General features: G+C 36.9%; 20 protein-coding genes. All 20 read right to left on the reverse strand.

Annotation, left to right across the window (positions count from 1 at the left end):
* Window positions 1-3: 3 nt before the first annotated feature.
* The 20 genes from HCZ11_RS17770 to HCZ11_RS17865 all read right to left on the reverse strand — a co-directional run bounded on the left by HCZ11_RS17770 (window position 4) and on the right by HCZ11_RS17865 (window position 21951).
* A complete protein-coding gene (locus HCZ11_RS17770; RefSeq protein ID WP_167659102.1) occupies window positions 4-438 on the reverse strand; it encodes a low molecular weight protein-tyrosine-phosphatase in 435 nt (144 codons plus the stop codon).
* An 11-nt stretch (window positions 439-449) separates the two neighbouring features.
* Window positions 450-1568, reverse strand: coding sequence for a polysaccharide export protein (locus HCZ11_RS17775; protein ID WP_167659103.1), 1119 nt, complete (start codon window positions 1566-1568; stop codon window positions 450-452).
* 831 nt (window positions 1569-2399) lie between these two features.
* Window positions 2400-2885, reverse strand: coding sequence for a transcription/translation regulatory transformer protein RfaH (gene rfaH, locus HCZ11_RS17780; RefSeq protein ID WP_167659104.1), 486 nt, complete (start codon window positions 2883-2885; stop codon window positions 2400-2402).
* Between the two features lie 125 nt (window positions 2886-3010).
* The gene (locus HCZ11_RS17785) at window positions 3011-4177 is read right to left on the reverse strand and encodes a nucleotide sugar dehydrogenase (protein WP_167659105.1); all 1167 of its coding nucleotides are present in this window, start codon (window positions 4175-4177) and stop codon (window positions 3011-3013) included.
* A gap of 27 nt (window positions 4178-4204) precedes the next feature.
* Window positions 4205-6133: a nucleoside-diphosphate sugar epimerase/dehydratase gene (locus tag HCZ11_RS17790; RefSeq protein WP_167659106.1), complete on the reverse strand. Its 1929-nt coding sequence runs from the start codon at window positions 6131-6133 to the stop codon at window positions 4205-4207.
* 148 nt (window positions 6134-6281) lie between these two features.
* On the reverse strand, window positions 6282-6830 hold the full coding sequence (locus HCZ11_RS17795; RefSeq protein ID WP_167659107.1) for a sugar transferase: 549 nt from the start codon (window positions 6828-6830) through the stop codon (window positions 6282-6284).
* A complete protein-coding gene (locus HCZ11_RS17800; RefSeq protein WP_167659108.1) occupies window positions 6830-7717 on the reverse strand; it encodes an NAD-dependent epimerase/dehydratase family protein in 888 nt (295 codons plus the stop codon). The genes HCZ11_RS17795 and HCZ11_RS17800 overlap by 1 nt, the downstream gene beginning before the upstream one ends.
* Window positions 7718-7725: 8 nt before the next feature.
* Window positions 7726-8730 (reverse strand): acyltransferase, encoded by a 1005-nt coding sequence (locus HCZ11_RS17805; protein ID WP_167659109.1) that lies wholly within the window; start codon window positions 8728-8730, stop codon window positions 7726-7728.
* Window positions 8731-8737: 7 nt separating this feature from the next.
* A complete protein-coding gene (locus tag HCZ11_RS17810) occupies window positions 8738-9844 on the reverse strand; it encodes a glycosyltransferase (RefSeq protein WP_167659110.1) in 1107 nt (368 codons plus the stop codon).
* Window positions 9831-11171: a hypothetical protein gene (locus tag HCZ11_RS17815; protein WP_167659111.1), complete on the reverse strand. Its 1341-nt coding sequence runs from the start codon at window positions 11169-11171 to the stop codon at window positions 9831-9833. Before HCZ11_RS17815 ends, HCZ11_RS17810 begins: the two co-directional genes overlap by 14 nt.
* The gene (locus HCZ11_RS17820) at window positions 11164-11751 is read right to left on the reverse strand and encodes an acyltransferase (RefSeq protein ID WP_167659112.1); all 588 of its coding nucleotides are present in this window, start codon (window positions 11749-11751) and stop codon (window positions 11164-11166) included. The genes HCZ11_RS17815 and HCZ11_RS17820 overlap by 8 nt, the downstream gene beginning before the upstream one ends.
* Entirely contained in the window at window positions 11744-12988 is a 1245-nt protein-coding gene (locus HCZ11_RS17825) for a hypothetical protein (RefSeq protein ID WP_167659113.1), read from the reverse strand. The genes HCZ11_RS17820 and HCZ11_RS17825 overlap by 8 nt, the downstream gene beginning before the upstream one ends.
* Window positions 12982-13959, reverse strand: a complete 978-nt coding sequence (locus tag HCZ11_RS17830; protein WP_167659114.1) for a hypothetical protein — start codon at window positions 13957-13959, stop codon at window positions 12982-12984. Before HCZ11_RS17830 ends, HCZ11_RS17825 begins: the two co-directional genes overlap by 7 nt.
* Window positions 13940-14773, reverse strand: coding sequence for an NAD(P)-dependent oxidoreductase (locus HCZ11_RS17835; protein ID WP_167659115.1), 834 nt, complete (start codon window positions 14771-14773; stop codon window positions 13940-13942). The genes HCZ11_RS17830 and HCZ11_RS17835 overlap by 20 nt, the downstream gene beginning before the upstream one ends.
* Window positions 14770-15834 carry a dTDP-glucose 4,6-dehydratase gene (gene rfbB / locus HCZ11_RS17840; protein ID WP_167659116.1) on the reverse strand — a complete coding sequence of 355 codons (1065 nt, stop codon included), beginning with the start codon at window positions 15832-15834 and terminating at the stop codon, window positions 14770-14772. The genes HCZ11_RS17835 and rfbB overlap by 4 nt, the downstream gene beginning before the upstream one ends.
* Window positions 15835-15845: 11 nt before the next feature.
* Entirely contained in the window at window positions 15846-16391 is a 546-nt protein-coding gene (gene rfbC, locus HCZ11_RS17845; RefSeq protein ID WP_058583919.1) for a dTDP-4-dehydrorhamnose 3,5-epimerase, read from the reverse strand.
* The gene (rfbA, locus tag HCZ11_RS17850) at window positions 16388-17269 is read right to left on the reverse strand and encodes a glucose-1-phosphate thymidylyltransferase RfbA (protein WP_167659117.1); all 882 of its coding nucleotides are present in this window, start codon (window positions 17267-17269) and stop codon (window positions 16388-16390) included. The genes rfbC and rfbA overlap by 4 nt, the downstream gene beginning before the upstream one ends.
* A gap of 85 nt (window positions 17270-17354) precedes the next feature.
* On the reverse strand, window positions 17355-18317 hold the full coding sequence (locus HCZ11_RS17855) for a Wzz/FepE/Etk N-terminal domain-containing protein (RefSeq protein WP_167659118.1): 963 nt from the start codon (window positions 18315-18317) through the stop codon (window positions 17355-17357).
* Window positions 18318-18375: 58 nt separating this feature from the next.
* Entirely contained in the window at window positions 18376-21045 is a 2670-nt protein-coding gene (locus tag HCZ11_RS17860; protein ID WP_167659120.1) for an SLBB domain-containing protein, read from the reverse strand.
* A gap of 126 nt (window positions 21046-21171) precedes the next feature.
* A complete protein-coding gene (locus HCZ11_RS17865; protein WP_130050448.1) occupies window positions 21172-21951 on the reverse strand; it encodes a YdiY family protein in 780 nt (259 codons plus the stop codon).
* Window positions 21952-21964: the final 13 nt, after the last annotated feature.

Raw genomic sequence — 21964 nt, forward strand, 5'->3', positions numbered from 1 at the left:
TCCTTATAAATACTTTTGCCAAGCGCTACATGCGCTATCGATTAATGCGTAAACATGCTCAAAAGCCTCTTGGCTTTGACGGTATGGGTCGGGTATTTCTTTATCGCCGATCCATTTACCTAGCAAAAATGTTTTACCACGAGCTTGCGGGTAGCGAGCACATAAGTCGTTTATATGACGTTGTTCCATCACTAAAATAACACTGTGCTGCGCAACAAGGGCTGAGGTGATTTGCCTGCCCTGATGCTCACTCATATCAATACCATGTTGCGTTGCAATTTGCTGTGCTTGTGCATCTGCGTGCTTACCTTCAAGGGCCGTTAAACCTGCTGAAGACACACTAACATTTTTACCTTGTAGTTTACTTTTTAATACATATTCAGCGGTTGGGCTTCGACAAATATTGCCGGCACACACAACCAATACAGAATCAAACATACTACTTACCCCTAGTTTGACCCTGTAACATCATCAATCGCATTAACTGAGCTGACCGATGGTAATAACAAGCTGATTACACGGTTCCAACGCGCTAGCGGTGCTGAAGTTACATACACAATATCGTGCGGCTGTAATTCAAACTGCTCTGCTAACACCAATGCTGCAACATTTTTAGCATGTAGTTGATATACATCAGCAATAATTCCGTCTTTTTCTAAGCTGCGTTTACGTAACACAAATACACCATTTGCGTCAGCGGTGTTTTCGTTTAAACCACCTGCATCACTTAAAGCTTGCGCTAAATTTAAACCATAACGATTAACGCCAACTGTACCAGCACGCTTTACATCGCCTAATACAAACACTTTTTGCATGTCGTTGCGATTAACATGCACAATATCGCCATGTTTTAATAAACGGTTTTGCGAAATATCACCATGGGCATAAAAATCATCTAATTGAATTACCTCTGTTTTATCACCACGCGTAAAGGTTACAGTGCGCCAATCAGCGGCATCTGTTAAACCACCGGCTTGGTTTAATGCGTCAATTAGAGTAAGTGGCACTTCAGTTACAGGAAGAACACCTGGGTTATTTACTTCACCTGTTACATAGGCTTTTTGGCTTCTAAAGCCAACAATTTTAATATCTACTTGTGGGTCTTCGATTACGCGGCTTAAACGCTTAACAAGCTCTTTATGAACTTGCTGTACTGTTTTACCTGCTGCTTGAATATCTGGAGCGTAGGCAAAGGTAATTGTGCCGTCAGCTTGCACACGGAAGCCGTCGAACTCCGCAGTACGCTGTACTGCAGCAGGAATTGTTAATTCAGGATGGTCCCATACGCCGATTGTGATTACATCACCAACACCTAATTTGTACTGGTAATCAGAGGTGTCGATGCCATCAAGGCTTGATGGTAACGCTGGTTTCGTTTTACTTTGCTTTTGTTGGTTGATTAGAGAAGAGTCGATGATTTGGATATTAACTTTATCGAGCTCCTTCTCAAGATTATCTATTTGTTCGCCCGATTCGATTCCTTCAAAATGGCTACCGGGGATGATTGTACAGCCAGTCATTGCTAGTAACGCAAATGACGTTACAATTGTTTTACAGCTAAGCGCCATTGTTATTTCCCAAATAATTATTCTTAAAACGTCCAGTTAAAATAAAACCACAACTGTTTATTTTTACGCTGCCTAATTAAAGCATGGCATTACAAGGTTCGCAAGACTGAGTGTTTAGTAAACGCTCACTTGTGACAGGTTTTTGCAAAATAGTTAATGAATACTTCTAGGTTCTAGGTTCTAGGTTCTAGGTTCTAGGTTCTAGGTTCTAGGTTCTAGGTTCTAGGTTCTAGGTTCTAGGTTCTTCAAGATTGTAAATCGTTGCTTGTGTGTGTTTGCAAGCGGTATCGCGTTATTAATACAAAAGCCTACTTCGTAGGAGGCGTTTTAACGCCGAACATTATTCACCATTCACGGCTAAAGCCGTTCCTACGCGATTGGCTAAGCCTTACCCTTCGGAATTCGCCCTTTTGTAGGCGTGAAATTTATTTCGCGCGAATTATTAACAACAGCGCCGTATTTGAGACGCGCTAAGCAAGCGTGACGCCAACGACCGTGGGAGGCGTTTTAACGCCGAACATTTTCAATCATTCTCGGCTAAAGTCGTTCCTACGGCTTCGGGCACGCTTCCGCCCCTAGGTTGCAGTTCCTACGTACTGATTTTATTATTTTTTGTTTTTTACGTGTTAAACCTTAATGCTTACACCGTAGTAGGCGTTTTAACGCCGAACATTTTGAACATGTTCACGGCTAAAGCCGTTCCTACGTTAATGTCGCGCGGAATCACGACTTATAAATTATCCGTTCCGTACGAGGTGTTTTAACGCCGAACATTTAAATCATGTTCACGGCTAAAAGCGTTCCTACGTTAATGTCGTTTTGAATCGCGACTCATAAACTGATTTCTTTGTTATCTACACTTACGGTGACTTGTTTGTTCAATAAGTTAACCAACAAAATGCTACGCATGTCACCATCTGACTCTTGGTATATAGCTTGGACATTTTTAAATGATTCGGTATTTAGGTAAACAACGTCGCCGGCTTTTGGTAGCGTTGATGTTACCTCTCTTAAATCACTCATAGATTTGAGGTGAGCAATTAGCTGATCAGGTACGATTTGAAATTTATGACCATAAGCAACAAAGCCACTCACTCCACGGGTATTTTTTACTGCAGAAAAGTTACAGTTTTGCGAGTCTAGCTTTATAAATAAATAACTAGGGAAAAGAGGAGATGTACGAATTGAACGGCGACCTTTTACGATACGCTCGATTTTATGTTCGGGAAAGAAGACTTCAAAACCCTGGTTTTGAAGGTTAGCTTGAGCTCTTAGCTCTTGTTTTGATTTACAAAAAAGTAAGTACCAACTTTCCATAGTCACACCTAAAATACTCATTTTCCTTAAAACCAATCCAAAAGGATTGGTTTTTATGAGCCAGCGATTATACGCAGAGAATTTAGGCGTGTCTATTACAAAATTGTTATAACCTCTAGTGAGAACTAATCACTACCAAACAAGTCTCTGGTGTATACTTTTTCAGTAACATCATCGAGCTCAGTAACCATTCTGTTGGCAATAATTACATCAGCAGAAGACTTTAATTCAGCTAGGTCATGGGTCACTTTAGAGTTAAAGAAAGTTGCTTCATCTAATTCAGGTTCATAAACAATTACTTCAATGCCCTTAGCTTTAATTCGCTTCATGATGCCTTGAATAGCGGATGCTCTAAAGTTATCTGAACCAGCTTTCATAATTAAGCGATGTATGCCAACCACTTTTGGCTTTCTGGCGAGAATCGACTCTGCGATAAAGTCTTTACGAGTAGAGTTTGCGTCTACAATGGCGCGGATCATGTTGTTTGGTACGTTTTGATAGTTAGCCAACAGTTGCTTGGTATCTTTAGGTAAACAATAGCCACCATAACCAAAAGAAGGGTTGTTATAATGACCACCGATACGTGGGTCTAAACTAACCCCTTCGATTATTTGTTTAGAGTTTAAACCATGACTTTCAGCGTAGCTATCAAGCTCGTTAAAGTAAGCAACACGCATAGCAAGGTAAGTATTTGAGAACAGCTTGATTGCTTCTGCTTCGGTTGAATCTGTGAATAAAACTTCAATACCTTCTTTAATAGCCCCTTGTACTAATAAATTTGCAAATACTTCGGCGCGTTCTGAACGCTCACCCACAATAATACGCGACGGGTGTAAGTTGTCGTACAGCGCTTTACCTTCTCTTAGAAACTCTGGAGAAAAAATAATGTTATCGGTATTAAACTTTTGTTTAATGCTTTCGGTAAAACCAACAGGCACAGTTGACTTAATAACCATTACTGCTGTTGGGTTTATTGCTTGTACATCAGCAATAACAGCTTCAACTGACTTTGTATTAAAGTAATTGGTCTTTGGATCATAATCGGTAGGTGTAGCGATAATGATGAAATCTGCATTTTGATAAGCCAATTGCTTATCTGTAGTAGCAGTAAAACTTAGTTGCTTATTAGCAAGAAAGTCTTCAATTTCTGTATCTGATATTGGCGACTTCCCGGCATTTAGTTGCGCTACTTTTTCTTCAACAATATCTAGAGCTACTACATTGTTATGTTGGGCCAACAACATGGCATTAGATAAACCAACATAACCCGTACCCGCGATTGTAATCTTCATATATACCTAATTAAACTGCTTTATTTTTTACTTTGCATTCTTCAATACAGTTACGTTTTCGTTATTTTTAACACTTTCAAGCCAGTGGAGGTCACAAATACCATCAGTTGGATTGAACGCTGTTGGCGCTTCTAACAACAGCTTGCGAATCGAGTGATGGTCGTTTAAATCACATGACGATTTAAGCTCAAGTAAAACTTGTTCAAGCTCATCCCATGGCATTTTAACTTCATGTGCACTCATGATTCTTTGATGATCAGTACCAACAACGTTATCACCAATCAATAGCTCTTCATAAAGCTTTTCGCCAGGACGTAGACCAGTACATTGAATTTCAATATCGCCTGCAGGATGTTTACTTGACTTTACTTCTAAGCCTGAAAGGTGGACCATTTTAGTCGCTAAATCCATTATTTTAACCGGTTCGCCCATATCTAAAACGAACACATCGCCCCCCTTACCCATTGCACCTGCTTGAATAACAAGCTGTGCAGCTTCAGGAATAGTCATAAAATAACGAGTTATGTCTTTATGGGTTAAAGTGATAGGGCCGCCTTGCTTAATTTGTTGCCTGAATAATGGTACAACAGAGCCTGAAGAACCCAGAACATTACCAAAACGAACCATAGTAAAGCGCGTAGCTTTTTGTGTATCAGATAATGCTTGCAGCACTAACTCAGCCATACGCTTAGTCGTACCCATGACATTAGTAGGTCGAACCGCTTTATCAGTTGAAATAAGTACAAAGGTCTCAACGTTGTTTTCTATCGCAGCACGGGCAATGTTACTGGTACCAAATATGTTATTTTTAACACCTTCAATCACATTATGCTCAACCAAAGGAACATGCTTGTAAGCCGCAGCATGATAGATAGTTTGCACTTTAAATGACGAAAGTGTCATTGAGATGAGTTTAAAGTTTTGAATAGAGCCAAGAATTGGCACTATTTCGATATTTAAAGAATTTTTAAATACGTAATCCTTTAACTCTTTTTCAATGGCATATAATGCATATTCAGAAAGCTCAAACAAAACTAGCTTCGTCGGTGAGTTTTTAACGATTTGACGACAAAGCTCAGAGCCTATAGAACCACCAGCTCCAGATACCAAAACAACCTTATTTTGAATATTAGCAGACATTAATTCTGTGTTTGGCTCTACTGGGTCCCGCCCTAAAAGATCTTCAACACCAACTTCTTTGACTTGCTCTAAGCTTGTATTACCAGCCACAATATCTGCCATACCAGGGATTGTCATAACCTGTAATTTAAAAGACTCAATTTTATTTAGAATTTCTTTTCTTCGGCTTCCCCCTGCACTTGGAAGAGCTAATAAAATTTTACTTGCCGATTTACTATTTGCCACTGAGGGAATGTCATCAGGATGAAAAACATTAATACCTTGGATAAAGGTATTTTGCTTTTTAATATCATCATCAATAAATGCAGCTGGCGCATACTCAGGTCCATTAGCTAGAGCTGTGGATAATTGACGACCTGCAGAGCCAGCGCCATAAATAATTACATTCTCTTTTCTGCGCATTATCAGTTTACCGACAATCGCACGGACAGTTAATCGACTACCACCGATAAACAATAAACAGATACAAGCGTATATAACAGGAACAGTTCTTGGTACCTGTACGCCTAAAAAGAATGAGCTAGCAACAAAGTAAATTGTTGATAAAATTACACCCGCAAGAATTGCCCATAGAGCTTGTGAGTTTATGTACCTAAGCACAGCACGGTAAAGGCCTAACTTTATGAAACTTAGAAGGCTTAATGGAGTTATGGCAAAAACCAACCACCAATTTTTTACTTCGTGGAATTCATCAAAGTTATCTAAACGCAAGATAAAGGCCAGCCAAAAAGCAGTAAATATAAATACTGTATCAATAGCCACAGACAAAATACGTTTTTGGCTTCTTGGTAATTTCACAAGGTAATTAAGTAACAATCGAGGGCCCTTCCTGAGCTAAGTGTTCACATCTGTGCCGATTTTACTACAGCAACAACATTCATAACAATGAAAATAATTTAACCTTAAACGACTGCGAACTCTTTATTAGTTTGTAATAATGAGTGTAAATTTGTTACCAAGTCATTTACTTTACTCTATCACCACTACCACTGCCTGTTACTGTCATAAGTATTAGCTTGAAATACAGTTTTATATTTAATGTATCAATCATTTGCTTATCTACCTCAGCTAACTTAGCTGGCGTTGACATGTCAATTTCGTTTACTTGTGCTAAACCAGTAATTCCTGGTCGCACATCAAATACGTTTAATTTACTTCTTTCTAAGATGAGCTCTTCTTGGTTAAATAGCCCAGGCCTTGGACCTACTAAGCTCATTTCTCCTTTTAGCACATTCCATAATTGAGGAATTTCATCTAATTTAGTCTTACGTAAGAACGACCCAAATGGAGTTATTGAAGCAGAGCTTGCTAGATGACTTGCCACAGATGCGGTATCAACCTTCATTGTCCTAAACTTTACTAAGATGAATGGCTTTTGATTACGTCCAACCCGCTCTTGTCTAAAGACTGGAGAGCCTGTATCAAATAAACCAATAATGAAAAGTATAATCAAAAAAGGAAAAGCAAATACCAATCCGAACAAAGCAATGAAAAAATCTAAAATACGTAACATTAACGTCTACCCATATTTATTTCTGTTAAAAGTTTGTCTGCTTTCGAAGAGTCGACCACAAAGTTATCAAGCAGGACATTTTCACGTTCTTTTTGCCCTAGAACTCTTAAACCCAAACGCAGCAATACCTCAGGAAAGTAAAAGTGCCTAATATTTACTTTTTGACTACCTGCAAGATAATTCAGCACTTGTTGAAGTGATAAAGCTTTTTCATCAGCTAATAGGTAAGTTTCACCATTTACTTTGTCGGTCATTAAGCAAAGTTTGGTGAAACGAAGTAATTTATCTACTGATAAGTAAGAACGCTGATTGCTAATTGCTTTGAAAGGAAAAGCATGAACTTTAGAGACCAGTTTAGCTAAAGTTCTTATGTTCCCAGGTGCATCATGGCTCAAAACAAGTGTAGGGCGAATTATAATGTAATCAATGCCTGAATCGGAACAAAAAGTTTTTACTAAGTCTTCTGCGATGATTCTCGTTTGAAGTTGTGGCTCCCCATCAATTAATGAAGAGTTTTCATTAATATCTAAATTCGCGAATTTACCGTGCACATATGCCGTACTAAAGTAAATAAACTTTTTTATATTACTGTTTTTACACGCTACTAATAAGTCCTTTAGAGCACTAATATTTGTTTGCTCAAGCTCTTGAATAGCTGGTGCATGTTTATGAGCAAACGATGCCAAATGAATAACTTGAGTGCATCCTTTTAGCGCACTATCCCACTGAGCAAATTCAGATAAGTCACCAGTTACTACAGATTTAACTGCGGCTTGAGTAGTAATTTCGCCCTCTCTTTGTGTTATCGAGATAGAGAAATCTTTTGCTAAATAATCAACAAGCTTCTTACCAATAAAGCCATTTCCACCTGTAATTAAGACTCCCACATTAACTCCTAAAAGAATCTATTCTTAAGTCTTAAACTCGGTGCTTCAACTAGTTTCCACGAAACTGTAGAAACGACAAATATCGTCGTAAATAGCACGAAGTAAGATGAAACCGTATTAAACTCAAAACCATTTGCTATAAATAACTGAATGATCGGGAAATGAAAGATATATACACCATATGAAATATCGCCCAACTTTTTAAATGAAAGTACATTAGGCAGTGAAATAAATACCAATGTAATGAAAACAGCAATTACAAATGGTTGTAAGTAAGGGAAATTCAGCCACATCAAAATAATAGATGCAATTAACAAAGCTGAAAATTGTCTTTTCAATATATCAAAGTATTTAAAGCAAAATATACCTGAAACAAAATACATCATTTGCCCTGGCAGCTGTGATGCCAGTGTTTCAGCCATTGGAATAGTATCTTTATGCAATAAGATAAAATCTTTATAAATGAATGATAATCCATAGATTACCAACATATATAAGTAACTATATTTGCGCTCTAACAGCATGTAAATAATAGGAACCATGCAATAAAACATAACTTCTATTTTTAAAGTCCATAATGAACCATTAATAAAGGGCTCTGGATTCGTTGAAAATACACCATCAATAGTAGGTGCTAAGAAATTCAGAAAAACCGCATTAGCTATAAAGTACTTAATTTCAGATGCATAGTTTCCAACCGAACTCCCGTCCCCGACCATAAAATATAAACAGCTAGAAAACAAAATTAACAAAATATATGCGGGGTAAAGGCGAAGAAAACGTCCCCAAAAATAATTAATTACGGTTTTTTTTCTGTCGTAGCTCATATAAATCAAAAAGCCACTAACGATGAAGAATGTTGACACGGCACTACCAGATAACCAGTGTAGTGATTCACTAACTGACTCAGTCAGGGGGGTTTTAGCTAAAAAGGCTAAGTGTAAAAACACTACTGCCGTGGCAAGTACCAATCTTAAAAAGTCTAGATTATTGCTTTTATAAACATACTTCATTTATGTACTACCTCAAAAGCGCCATGTAAGTTTCAAACCATGACTCTGAATCAGGAAATAACTGCGCTCTCGTGTGTGAAGCTAGGCGCGTATCGTTATACATTTCCAGATCAAATAACTTAATTATTTGGTTTACGCAATCATGCACATCATCTTCTTTGTAAATCACACCCGCTTGATCTAAAACTGAATGAGCATAATCAAGGTCTGGGGCAATAACTGGAAGATCGTAAAACATAGCCTCTATTAAAGGGTTACCGAAGGTTTCAGATTTTGAAGGAAAAATAGCCGCAAATGCAAAGTCTTGATAATATTGCTTAAGATCTGCCTGAGGTAACTCCCCTAGGTTATTGATCGGTAATTGTTGTTCTTTTATAGCTGCTATAAACTCTGCAGCTTCAGCTATTGACTCATCAACCGTAATATTAATAAAAACAGGTAATGCCTTTTCTTTTATTTCAGAAGCAAGCTTCAATAAAAATGCATGATTTTTATGTGCATAAAAGCGACTAACATAAAGTAGTTCTTTTACTTTAGGTAACTCTTGTTTAGCTTGAAAATTTGCTATGCTCTCTCTTTTGAAGTTGTCGCTAATTGGGTTAAAAATAATTTCAGAATCAATTGTTACTTTTTCATTGAGCAATTTTTGCATGTAGCTACTTTGAACAACAACTGTGTCTACAGCTTTAACTGTTTTACCAAAAAGGTAACGCTTAATTTTCTCGGCAATTTTTGCAACTCCACATAAATTACCATATAAACGATCATCAACGATGTATGGATGATGAAGTAAGACTACTTTTTTCTGATTACTTTTAATACCAAATAAAAAATTACCGAAAGCAAGAATTGCTTTAGGCTCATATTGTTTTACTAATGAATTCATCAAAGAAAAGTTGACTTTAAACACATTCAATAAAGCTTTAATGCTGCCAGGTACTACATCAACAACTACAAATTTGCAATTTTCTGTCTCTGAGTATGTTAGAAACTCAGGCAAGTTTGGCACAATAAATACGAACTTCTCACCGCTTTGCAATGCATTACGGATAAAATTATTAGCAATATTTTTGGGGCCTGCAGCAATCTGATTTGAAAAGTTAACGAGATACATTCTTCTTGCCCTCAAATAAGTAAATAAACAAAGTGAATAACATTAATAAAACGAATATGGTTAATGTGTTAAAAATAAAAGCGTTTGAAATACCAAACCCTGTTAACATCATAAAGGCATAAAAAGAAACCCATAAAGGAGCAAACTTTGAACTGATCATTACTTGATAGAAATATTTTAAAATCATACCTGTCAAAATTGCATACAAAATAACTCCAACAGGACCAAAGTGTACATAACCTGCAGTTACACGACTTAGAGGCCAACCTACAGGGATCATGTACTTAAATGGTGAATTAATTGCAACATTATTCCCCTGCGCGAAATTATAGATATAAACACCTTCATCTAGTGGTGGTTTAGCCTCATAAAATGAGCTTGGAATAAACCCTGTAAAGAAGTCCATAAACGTACTACCAAACCAAAGCTTATTAATAGAGTCAAAATATGGAAAGATAAATAGCGAAATATCAATATCACTGAATCGCTTAAATAACTCGCCCATATATGGCAGGGCATCAGGTATTAATGAGCTTGGATCTGACATATAGTAATCTAATGCTCCATCGACCCTTAAAACAGGTGCAAGAGAAGCAAAGAAAACTAAAAAGAATAATAAGAGTAAGTTTTTAACAGAAAATACATTTACATTTTTAATTTTATAGTTCCACATTAGAACTAAGAAAACTAAAAGGAGTAGTGGATTTTTTCTTTCGCCGTAAGATGCCAACATGGCAAAGAAAAACACTGATATAAAAAATAGAAAAAGGTAATTTTTAAGCTTAATTCTTTTTAATGACAAGTAAGTTATATAGTAGCCTATAGAAAGCATCGCAGATATAAAAAAGATATTCCTATACATTGCAGTGCCTTGAACTACCAAGGTTTTATTATCCATATTACTTATCAGAAAGAAGAAACCACCTACTTTATGAAGAAACAAAGCAAACATTAGTATAGTGAGGGCAATAAAGAAGTAGCTCGCATATTTAAACTTTACGACCTTCATGCCTACGCCAATACTTGATACGCCAAAAAGTTTGCCCTTAGGTTCAAAAAAAGCCATGGTGAAAATACAAACAATTGCAAATATTAGCTTGTACATAACATGCTGAAAAAAAGCAAAACTAAAATCATCTAAGTGATAGATAACTTTTGGATGAAGCTCTTGCGGATTATGGGCTATAAAATATAGATACGGCACTTCGGCCATAGAGAACAAAATGAAAAAGGGAATTACATGAAAAAAGTCTTTCTTCCCCTTTTTCAAATAAAGAAGCAACAGCAATAGGACAATAAAATAAAAGGTTATAAATGCATCAATCATTGTATTGTTTTATTCTTTTTGCAGGTACACCACCAAAGATACATTGCTTTTCTGTAATAGACTTAGATACAACCCCAGCACTAGCAACGATCGTTTTTTCAGCGATACTTTCAGCGGTTTCTAATAAAATTGCACGTGTACCTAACCAGCAATTTGCTGCAATTTCCTTTTCTATACCAACAGGATTACTTTTAGGGTCGTAGCCATGGCTGTGGCTGTAAATAACAACTCCCTCTGATAACAAGGTGTTATTTCCAATAGTTAATCCACCAGTGTGATCTAAATGGCAATTTCGGCATATATGTACTTTATCTTCGATAATGCATTCACCGGTGTTGTTCTCTGATACAAGCAATGTTCCTTTTCCGATGAAAACCCCATTACCGATGGTTACAAGCTTAGGTGACTCAATTCTAGCGCCAAACTCGATACGAACATTCTTACCTACTTTTTTACATACTGCCTTATAAAATAGAGTATTTAAAATATCGAAAAAGACTTTTAGAAAACGTAAAGGAATTCGTACACAGAAAAGTAGTAAGCCACTGTCTTGGTAAAGTTTCATAATACGATTAATCATTAGATAAGCCTATTTGCGAAAAGATATATAAATAAACAACACATGACGTTAGATAATAAATACTAAACGAAATTGCTAAGCTCTCTGCACTGGCAGTTGCAGCCAAAATATATATGCCCATTACTACCGCAGAAGTCAAAGCAACGTAAAAGAGTTGATATGTTTTATTCATAACTACCATTACTCGGTTGAATGCTAAAGCAATAGAATAGAATAAACAGATTAAAGTTACTTCTAAAAATAGATTCGCAGTATATTGCTCACCATATAAAAGTAAGAAATAGTCGTAAAGTAAGTAACCTACAGCAATGAACAGAAGGCAAGATAAAAACATATAACGCAAAGCGTAGATAAGAAGCTGTTTTACATTGCTACCCGATTCATGGAGCTTAGTTAATTTTCGTAAAACAATATTACAGATGATATTTAAAAGGATTGAACAAATCATAAACATCTGAAATGAAACATCGAATTCAGCGAGTGCTACAAAGCCATTTTCACTGTTAGCTGTTATATACCTTACAAACCAAAAGATAAAAGCATTAATTGCAGAACCTAAAATTACTGGCTTTATCGTATTGAATACACCTTTAGTTTTCTGAAAAAGCACATCGTATTTAATATTTTTTAAAATATGCGTATGATTCATCAAGACATTACATGCTTTGATTGCTAAATCTGTAAGCTGATAAATAAGCATATAAAATAAAGCTATTTCTACAGTAATATCTTCATATGTATTGAAAATAAAAGCGGCTGATAAAACAATGCTAATTACTGTTGAGAAGAAAATTACTTTATAATTGCCTTTCCCTATGTACACAGAGATCGCATAGCCATTTAACAGAGTTAGTGAGATCAATATTACTACTGTCAAAACTATTTGAAGTGTCAAAAAATCAAAAGAAGATAAACTTCCTAAAAATGAACTACTTGCCCATAATGACAGGCATAAGGTTGAGATTATTAATGCAGTAAATGCATAAAATGCACCATACGCAAGCACTGACACCCTACTAAAGTTCTCTTTAGAGCTTTCTTTAACAGCAAAAGGGTTAACTGCTGAGCTAAATGTAGTCTCAAATAAGTTAATTGTACTTCGCAAAAACACAAAAGTTCCATAAACATCTTTTGATGTGTAACGAGCAATTAAAATATTAAGAATTAATATAAAGCCTTTCGCTATTAAAGTACTAAGCATTAATAAAAATGCACTAGAAAAGAGTTTTTTTAGCATTGAATTAAGCGCTCAACCCAGTTTTCTATCGCGTAGCTTTCATAAACTTCATTACTAACTGGAACATATGGTGAAGTTAGAAATTGTGCTAGTTCTTGCTCGCTCTGCTCGCCAATTACAAAAATATTTTCAGCTTTATAAAATGGCTCTTCCATTACTAGTCTATTGTTAGTTATTAGCTTTTTATTTATTCCTAAGGTCTCAATGGTTCTCATTGTTAAGCCTGTTTGATTAGGGTGTCCATAATCAATAATGACCTCAGAATCACACATTACACGAGAAACATCTTGAGCGCTCAGCTTATCGAACGAAACTTCTTCTATTGGTACCTTACGAAAGGATTTGTTAATAACTTTGAGTACTTTAAAGACGGGTTTGCTAGGGTAATAAAAAAATGTGAAAGCAGGTTTATTAAGATTCTTTTCAACTAGAGAAGCCATCCCTAGTACATCACTAAAGCGATTAGAGTGTAGTGTTCCAACAAAAGCTGCTGAGTATTTATTATCTGTGACTGAATTTGGCTTTCGGCTATATTCCTTGCTATAGAAAAGCGGTAAATACTCAAGGTGTTCAATATGTTGACAATCAACCCTATCAAATGATTTTATCGCATCAAAATACTTAAACTTACCTTTAGCACCTTTCACATTAGACAGTGAGTCCCACGAGTAATACACAAACTTAGCTTTGCTAAAGGTCTGCTTCATTTTATCAAGCAAAAACTCTGAAAGTCCTTCACCTTTAATGACAACAATCAACTCATAGTTGCCTTGCCAGTCAATTTCATTTATGAAGTACTTTTCTGTTAACTTACTTGTGAGGCTTGGCATTAACCTTGATTTTACTCGATCAAAGTTACTCTTTACATAAATGTGGTTAATCCAGTCTACAGAATGACCTTTTGACTCCATCACATTTATAATTTTTGTGTAATAGCCAAACGTATCTGGACTAAAGAGTAAAACTTTCATGCTTGTTGTAAAATTCCGTAAATGAATTAATCATTGATTCGAGATCGTCTTCAATTGTATTCGGGCTAAAGTCAATCACACTTTGCAGCTTGCTAATATCAACTTCAGAAAAGGCTTCATTAACGTTACTTTCAAACCAATTTACTTTACAGCCTGTTTTATCAGTCAATACTTTTGCAATTGTATCTGCTCGAGTGTTTCTTCCTGAAGCAATGTTAAATATTTCATTACTTTGAATGTCAGCTTTGGCTAACTTGTAGATTGCACTAGCTACATCAACTACTGAAACATAGTCTTTTTGATAGTCCTCGCGGATATACATATTTACTTCATTTTTGGCGATCGAATCTCTAACTATTGAAGGTAAAAATAGAGGGCTGTTTACCGCTAATCCATAAACGTTACTAGGTCGAACTATGATTGCTTTATCTACTAGGTTTAATACTAAATTCTCAGCCGTAAGCTTTGTTAAGTTAAATAGCGCTCTGTTATCTTTAGCGCAAACAGTGAGGTCGGCACTTTCACAACTTGCTTGCTGATTCATGTATACACGCGTAGATGAAATATAAATAAACCTATCAAACTGGCTACTTTCTAGCATTTTTACTAGGTAACTGACGTTTGAGTCGAGTACTTTCATTGGATTATTAGCGCAGTCTCCATGGCCTGCAGCATAAATCACTGTGCCTAATGCTTTAGTGAAAACACCCTCATCTAGCTTTTCTGGAACATATACTTGCTCACCAGCCTCTCTAAGCTGCTTTACAATCTCACTACCGATGAAACCTTTACCACCAATAACTGTGTAAATCATGCGCTGCCAAGCCTCTCACGTTGATAATTACCAGACTGGACATTTTCACACCATCGTGAGTTTTCTAAATACCATTTAATTGTTTTTAAAATACCTGACTCAAATGTTTCAAGTGGCTGCCAACCTAGCTCTTTGTTTATTTTTGAAGCATCGATTGCATACCTTAAGTCATGGCCGGGCCTGTCTTGTACAAATGTAATTAACTCTTTAAAGTCATCTAAGCCAGCAGGCTTTTCTGTAATTAGATCATTCAGATGGTTACAAATTGTTGTAACTACCTCAATATTTTGTTTCTCATTGAAGCCACCAATATTGTATGTTTCGCCTAGTTTGCCCTCAGATACAACTTTATAAAGTGCTCTCGCATGGTCTTCAACAAATAACCAATCTCTTACTTGCTTACCATCGCCATATACAGGTAGTTTTTTACCCTCTAAAGCATTAAGAATAATTAGCGGGATCAATTTTTCCGGAAAATGATATGGACCATAATTATTTGAGCAGTTTGTTAGCACTACTGGTAGTTGGAAAGTTCTGTTCCATGCTCGAACAAGATGATCGGATGCAGCTTTAGACGCAGAGTAAGGTGAACTAGGCTCATAGGGCGTTTTTTCAGTGAAAAGACCCGTTTCACCTAAATCGCCGTATACTTCATCTGTTGAAATGTGGTGAAAGCGGAATACTGTTTTCTTTTCATCACTTAGAGAAGCATAGTAAGTTCTGGCAGCCTCGAGTAGCTCGTAGGTTCCAACAACATTTGTTTGAATAAATTCACCTGGTCCATCAATAGAACGATCCACATGGCTTTCCGCTGCTAAATGCATGATAAAGTCAGGTTGAAATTTGGCAAACGTAGCGCTAACTATCTCTCGATCACAAATATCACCTTTAACAAAATTATATCTTTCATTTTGTTCTACAGATGCTAATGACTCTAAATTACCTGCATACGTTAGCTTATCGAAGTTAACTACTGTATGTTCAGTTTCATTAATTAAGAAGCGAACCAATGCTGAACCAATAAAACCAGCTCCGCCGGTTACAAAAATTGTTTTACTCATAAATTACTCGATTAGAAGGTAGGAGCATCTGCTAGCATTAAACCAGCTTCATCTTTAGGTGATAATAATGGCTGCATACCATTTACAAGAGGCCATTGAATCGCAAGAGTAGGATCATCCCAAGAAATGCTTTGTTCAAATTCAGGTGCATAATAATTTGTGCACTTATAAACAAATTCAGCAGATTCAGTTGTTACATAAAAGCCATGTGCAAACCCTTCTGGCACCCAAAGCTGTCTTTTATTGTCACTATTTAATAAGACACCTACATGCTTTCCAAAAGTCGGGCTATCTTTTCGAATATCAACGGCAACATCATAAACTTCTCCAGCTATCACGCGCACTAATTTCCCTTGCGTTTGCTGCGTTTGATAATGCAGACCTCTTAAAATACCTTGGCCAGATTTACTGTGATTGTCTTGCACAAAAGTTACATCTGCAACATGCTCTCGGAACCAGTCTTCACGAAATGTTTCTAAGAAGAAACCTCGCTCATCACCAAATACTTTAGGCTCTAAAATTTTTACATCAGGGATAGCTGTATCAATTATATTCATGAGAAGACCCTTCTTGAAAGTAGGCTCAACAAATACTCACCGTAACCACTTTTGACTAATGGAGCAGCTAATTGCCGTAACTGTTGCTCATTGATATATCCCATTCGAAAAGCGACTTCTTCAGGACAATTTACTTTTAACCCCTGTCTTTTTTCTATGGTTTCGATAAATTGCGCGGCTTGTAATAGGCTGTCATGTGTGCCGGTGTCTAACCAAGCCGTTCCGCGTCCCATAATTTCAACATTTAAAGAGTTAGTCTCCAAATATTGCTCGATCACATCGGTTATTTCTAGCTCGCCTCTAGGTGAAGGTTCAACATTCTTTGCATACTCAACAACTTTATTATCAAAGAAATATAAACCTGGGACAGCATAGTTTGATTTTGGCGCTTCTGGCTTTTCTTCTATAGAAATAGCTTTGCCACTCTCATCAAACTCAACAACACCATATGAACATGGGTTTGCTACATGATAGCCAAAAACCGTTGATCCAGACTCCCTAGAAGCAGCTAGCTGCAGTGACTTAACAAGGTCGTGGCCATAGAAAAGGTTATCACCTAAGATCAATGCAACATTGCTATTTCCAATAAACTCTTCACCCAACAAAAAAGCCTGAGCTAGACCATCTGGCGACGGTTGAGTTTTGTACTCAATATTGATGCCCCAATCTTTGCCATCACCTAGTAGTTCTTTAAAGCGGTCTAATTCTGCTGGTGTTGTTATAACTAGAATATCTTTTATGCCAGCATTCATTAAGGTAGCGATCGGATAATAAACCATCGGTTTATCATAGACGGGCATAAGTTGTTTACTTACGACTTTCGTTAATGGGTAAAGGCGAGTACCGCTACCACCCGCTAAAATAATACCTTTAGTCATATAACTTCCATAATATTAATACCTGAATTTCAGGCTTAACTTTAAAAAAATGATATAGAGTGATTTTCAAAATAGTACTTAATTATCAAGCACTTTCTTGCTCTCTAAAATAGTTCTTTCCTAAAACAATCAGAATACCAATTAAGATCCCAAATAAGGCCCCTACAACACATATAAGCGCTCTTTTTGGACTTACTCTTTCTTCAGGAACCAATGCTGGATCGATAGTTTTGAAAACATACTCATCTCGAACTTCAGCGAACATAATTGTTTTAGCTTGTTCCTCGATAAGCTTAAAAAGTACTGTTTTAATATCTGCAACTTTTGTATTTTCAATTTGTTGCTTTAAAAACTCAGTACTTTTAATTGCCTCGGCTACATCTCGCTCTTTCATCTCTTTGTTAATATCTTCAATGAGCCAAATTACCCATTGTTGGGCTATGTAAGGCGAGATATGTTCCACAGAAATTGTAATCATGCCAGTGTCTTTTGAAGAGTTTACGTAGACAATCTCTTTAAACTCTTTATAAGCTTCTTGTAATGATGGCTTTGGCTTAAATGGAGGATTAACATCTCTGACCCAAGTCTTTGTTTTGGCATCATAGATATCTTCATCGTAGGATATAGTATTAGCTTCGTATGACCAGCTCTTAGCAGCCATTAAATCTAGCAAAATATTATGTCGCTCAATGAACTCACTTGTAAATTTCCTAGATTTTAATACTTCAATTGCTAATGCTGACTTATCAGAAGAACCTGCTCCTAAATCAATTCCAGCCATACTGGCTAGACCACCAAATTGGCCAGCTAATGCAGCTAAACCACCTTCTCCTTGACCACTATCAGCAGGAGAAAGCAGTGCTTCTGATTTATAAATATTTGGAAGGCTAAGCGCTAAAGCAACAGATAAACATGTAAAAATGACGGCGACTATTGCAATTGTTAACTTGCCTTTCCAAATAGTTAAGAAAAAGCCTTTAAGATCTACGCCTTCATCTTCTGCATACATACTTTGTTGAATATTCTGTGAATCCACACTTCTTTCCATTGTTAAGTTATCTCATTTATTTAAAGTTACTAAAATTAAATGCTCGGTAACTATTAAATTAAATACTGCTAATAGCGGCTACAGCTACACCCAACTGATATACGATTTGTGTTGCTGTACTCCACAAGGTTAAGTTATCCATGTAATCTGAATTCATAGGTACAACAATGGTATCGCCCGCTTCAAGTGTGTTTGTGTCATTTACAGCAAACCAACTACCAGAGGATGGAATTTTCACAGAACCGTTTGCTTTGATGATATAAATACGCTCATCAGCTGCGCGCTCTTTTAAGCCACCACTAAGGTCAATATACTCATCAACTGAGATACCTTGTTTGAATAAATGCGAGGTTGCATAATTAACTTCGCCTATGACACTAATTGAATCACGCTTGCTTGGTACATATAGGGCATCACCATCTTGTAAAACGAGCTTTTGTTTATCTTCAACAATTAATGGTAAATCAATGACTAGTCGACCTATAGCCTCAACATTTGCGAGATCATTCAATAGCTTATTCATTTCATCATAAGACAGAGTACTGCTACTTACTGAATTTTCGAAACTTTTAGATGCAATATCACGGCGCAAATCTTCAGAAAGTTTTGCAAGTTGCTTTTGCTCTTGTTTGCGAATTGCTTCACGAGTGAAGATAGCGGCATTAGGCGCGGCAAATTCAGAAAAACCACCCGCACGTTCAAGTAAGTTGCTTAATGTTTCGCCACGACGAATTGTATAAACACCAGGGAATTTAACTTCCCCTCTTAATTGAACCTTCACATTCTCTTGCCAATTAGGGATAGAAAAAATATTTATACTATCTTTACTGCGTAATGCGATATTTTCACCATTACTATCTAGCATTGCTGCTTGCAGGTTAAATTTAATGTGTTTAACCTTTGACGCATCACCATTCATTATGCGAGTGATCTCAGCTTGCTCCGTATAAGCAGATTCAAGTAAACCACCTGCAGCTGCTATCAAATCGTTTACTTGACTGTTAACAGTAAGTGGATATACACCTGGGTAAGTTACGTGACCATTAATTTCTACAAGTTGCATCGCTGCAGAAACTGAAGCTTGTTGTTTAAGTTTTGAAATAATTGGCTTTAATAAGCTATAACGACTAAATACTGCATAATCGTCTGGTGATAATTCCTTGTTACCAGCGCCCAGTCTACCCTTAGAAATATCTTCAATTGATTTTGCATTATCGCGTTCTAATTTAGGATTATTAGCTGAACCTGTAACCCCAATATACTTTTCAAATTCTCTTTGCTGGTACTCGTGCCATTGCTTGACTTTATATTGCTGCTGTTGCTGCTCTTCAGTAAGCGCCATATTCGCAAGAGCACTTTCTTCCGCTTGTTTTTCCTGGTAGCGACTAAACACAAAAAGCTTGTCATTAGCTTTCAATTCTAGATCATGCTCAGCAGCCTTAACAATCGCTTGTGCTATATCAAATTGAAAAACTTGAATATCACCGGCTACGTTTACTTCACGCACAAGTAACCCATAACCTAAGTCAGCCTGAGGCAGTAAATCACCGCGAACAGAAGTTAAAACATCTGAGATTTGTTTACCTTGATGCCACTGATAATGACCCGGACGTGCAACAGCACCAATTAAACTAATGCTGTTTTGATATTGGAAGCTCACTGGATTAAAACGAATACGATCGCCATCACGAGGAGTGTAGTTAATTTTATTGCTACTAAAGTCAATTGATAATACTTCTTTCATATTATTGTTATTGAAGCGTTCAACAATTGCTTTTTTAGCGTAAGCTTGCGGCTTTAAGCCACCCGCCATTTTTAATAACTGTGCTGCTGTTTCACCTTTTTTTAGCTCAAAAATAGCAGGACGTTTGACCAAGCCTTCAACAGCGACTTGTGAGCCAACTGATGGGATAAAAACTACATCGCCAGGCTTTAAAATAATATCGTTGCTGCTATCACCGTTGATTAATAAGTCATACAAGTCAAAATTTGCGACAACTTTACCAGCTCGTTTAACTTGGATATTACGTAATGAGGCAATATCAGACACTCCACCACTAACAAATAGTGCATGCGATACGGTTGTCAGTGATGAAACAGAATAACTCCCTGGTTTGTATGCTTCACCAAGTACTAAAACACGAATACTACGAAGTTTGCCAACTGAAACAAATGCTTTAATACCAATTACTTCTTGCTCAACTTTCGCTTTAATTAACTCTTTAACTTCTGCAAAAGTCAGACCCGCCACTTGGACAGGGCTTAAGTTTGGAATGCTGATACGCCCTTCGCGGTCAACAACAACTTCATAGCTCTCGCTTTCTTTACCGTAAAAGTTGATATTAAGTGTATCTCCACGACCAATTAAGTAGGTGTCGGGAACTGCTGCATTTTCGCTTGGCATAAATGATGTAGGCTCGCCAGCAAATAAGTCATAACCAAAAGGCTTTACTTCATCAACTTTTGGAGCAAAGCGCTCTTCATCAGTTAATGGCTCATCATTTTGCTCTAGACGAGGTTGAACTGTTGGTTCTTGCTCTGCAGATTCACTTGAAGACTTTTTACCTGTAATGGTCGATAAGTCGACACCATACTGCTTTGCTAGCGCTTCTTGCTGTGCTCTAGGAAGCTTTTTAAATTGCTCGATTTGTGCGGCTGTAGGGGTAAAAGCCAATACTGATGCGGAAGTTAACAGCAAAAAAGTAATGAAGAGTCTTTTAAATAACATCACAGGTAGGGATATCCATAGTTCTACAGTCAAAAAGGTTTTCTATTCTACCTGAAAATTACAGAAATAAAAAAGGGACTTTCGTCCCTTTTTGTCATTAAATTGTCAACAAAACGATTTATTTAGTTAAAAACTGTAAACTAGCGTTAGTGACGTTTCTGTATCTGTGTTTTCTTTATCATCCGCAACATCTGAGTTGTGAGTAATGTTGTATGCTACTTTCATTTGTAGTGAGCCGTTGATCTTAGCAAGGATTGCAGACTCTGAACGTGTTTTAGTGTTGGTATCACCATATTCAACTGATACTAACTGAGTAAAACGTGCGCTGTCTGAAATCTGCCAGTTATAGTCAACTTTACCTAAAGCGATTACTTCGCCTTCACGCTCACCAGCAAGTGATTCACCGTTGTCATCAACTTCTGTGCTGTTATCAGGGTATTGGAAGTATTTATAACCCGGACCAATTTCAGCGTTTAACCACATATCAGAGCGGTCGATTAAGCGTAAACCGTAACCCGCTGAGATAACAGATTCGTTGCGGTATGCACCAAAGTAATCAGATACGTGCGAACCGTAAATGAATAGGTGTGAATGCTTTTCGTTTAACTTGTAGTTACCTTGTGCAGAGATTGAGTACTTTTCGTTAGTGCGCTGTGTTTCTTTAACGCCTTGGTCGTTTTCGATCTCATCTTCTTTATAAAGACCGTCTAACTTGTACTCGTTATTCCAGTTTTCTAGGTTATGTAGAACCTTGATACCACCTTTAAGTGTGGTTGTTTCAGTGTTACCGCTTGTTACGATAGCACCTAATTCACTGGTTACATCCCAAGTTTTGGTTTCATCTGCTGCGAATGCGCTAGTTGCAGCGCTTGCTGCAACTAGAACTGATAAAGCTTTTAATTTCATTAAAAAATAACCT

Source organism: Pseudoalteromonas sp. HF66 (assembly GCF_011806445.1).
Taxonomy (GTDB): Bacteria; Pseudomonadota; Gammaproteobacteria; order Enterobacterales; family Alteromonadaceae; genus Pseudoalteromonas; species Pseudoalteromonas apostichopi.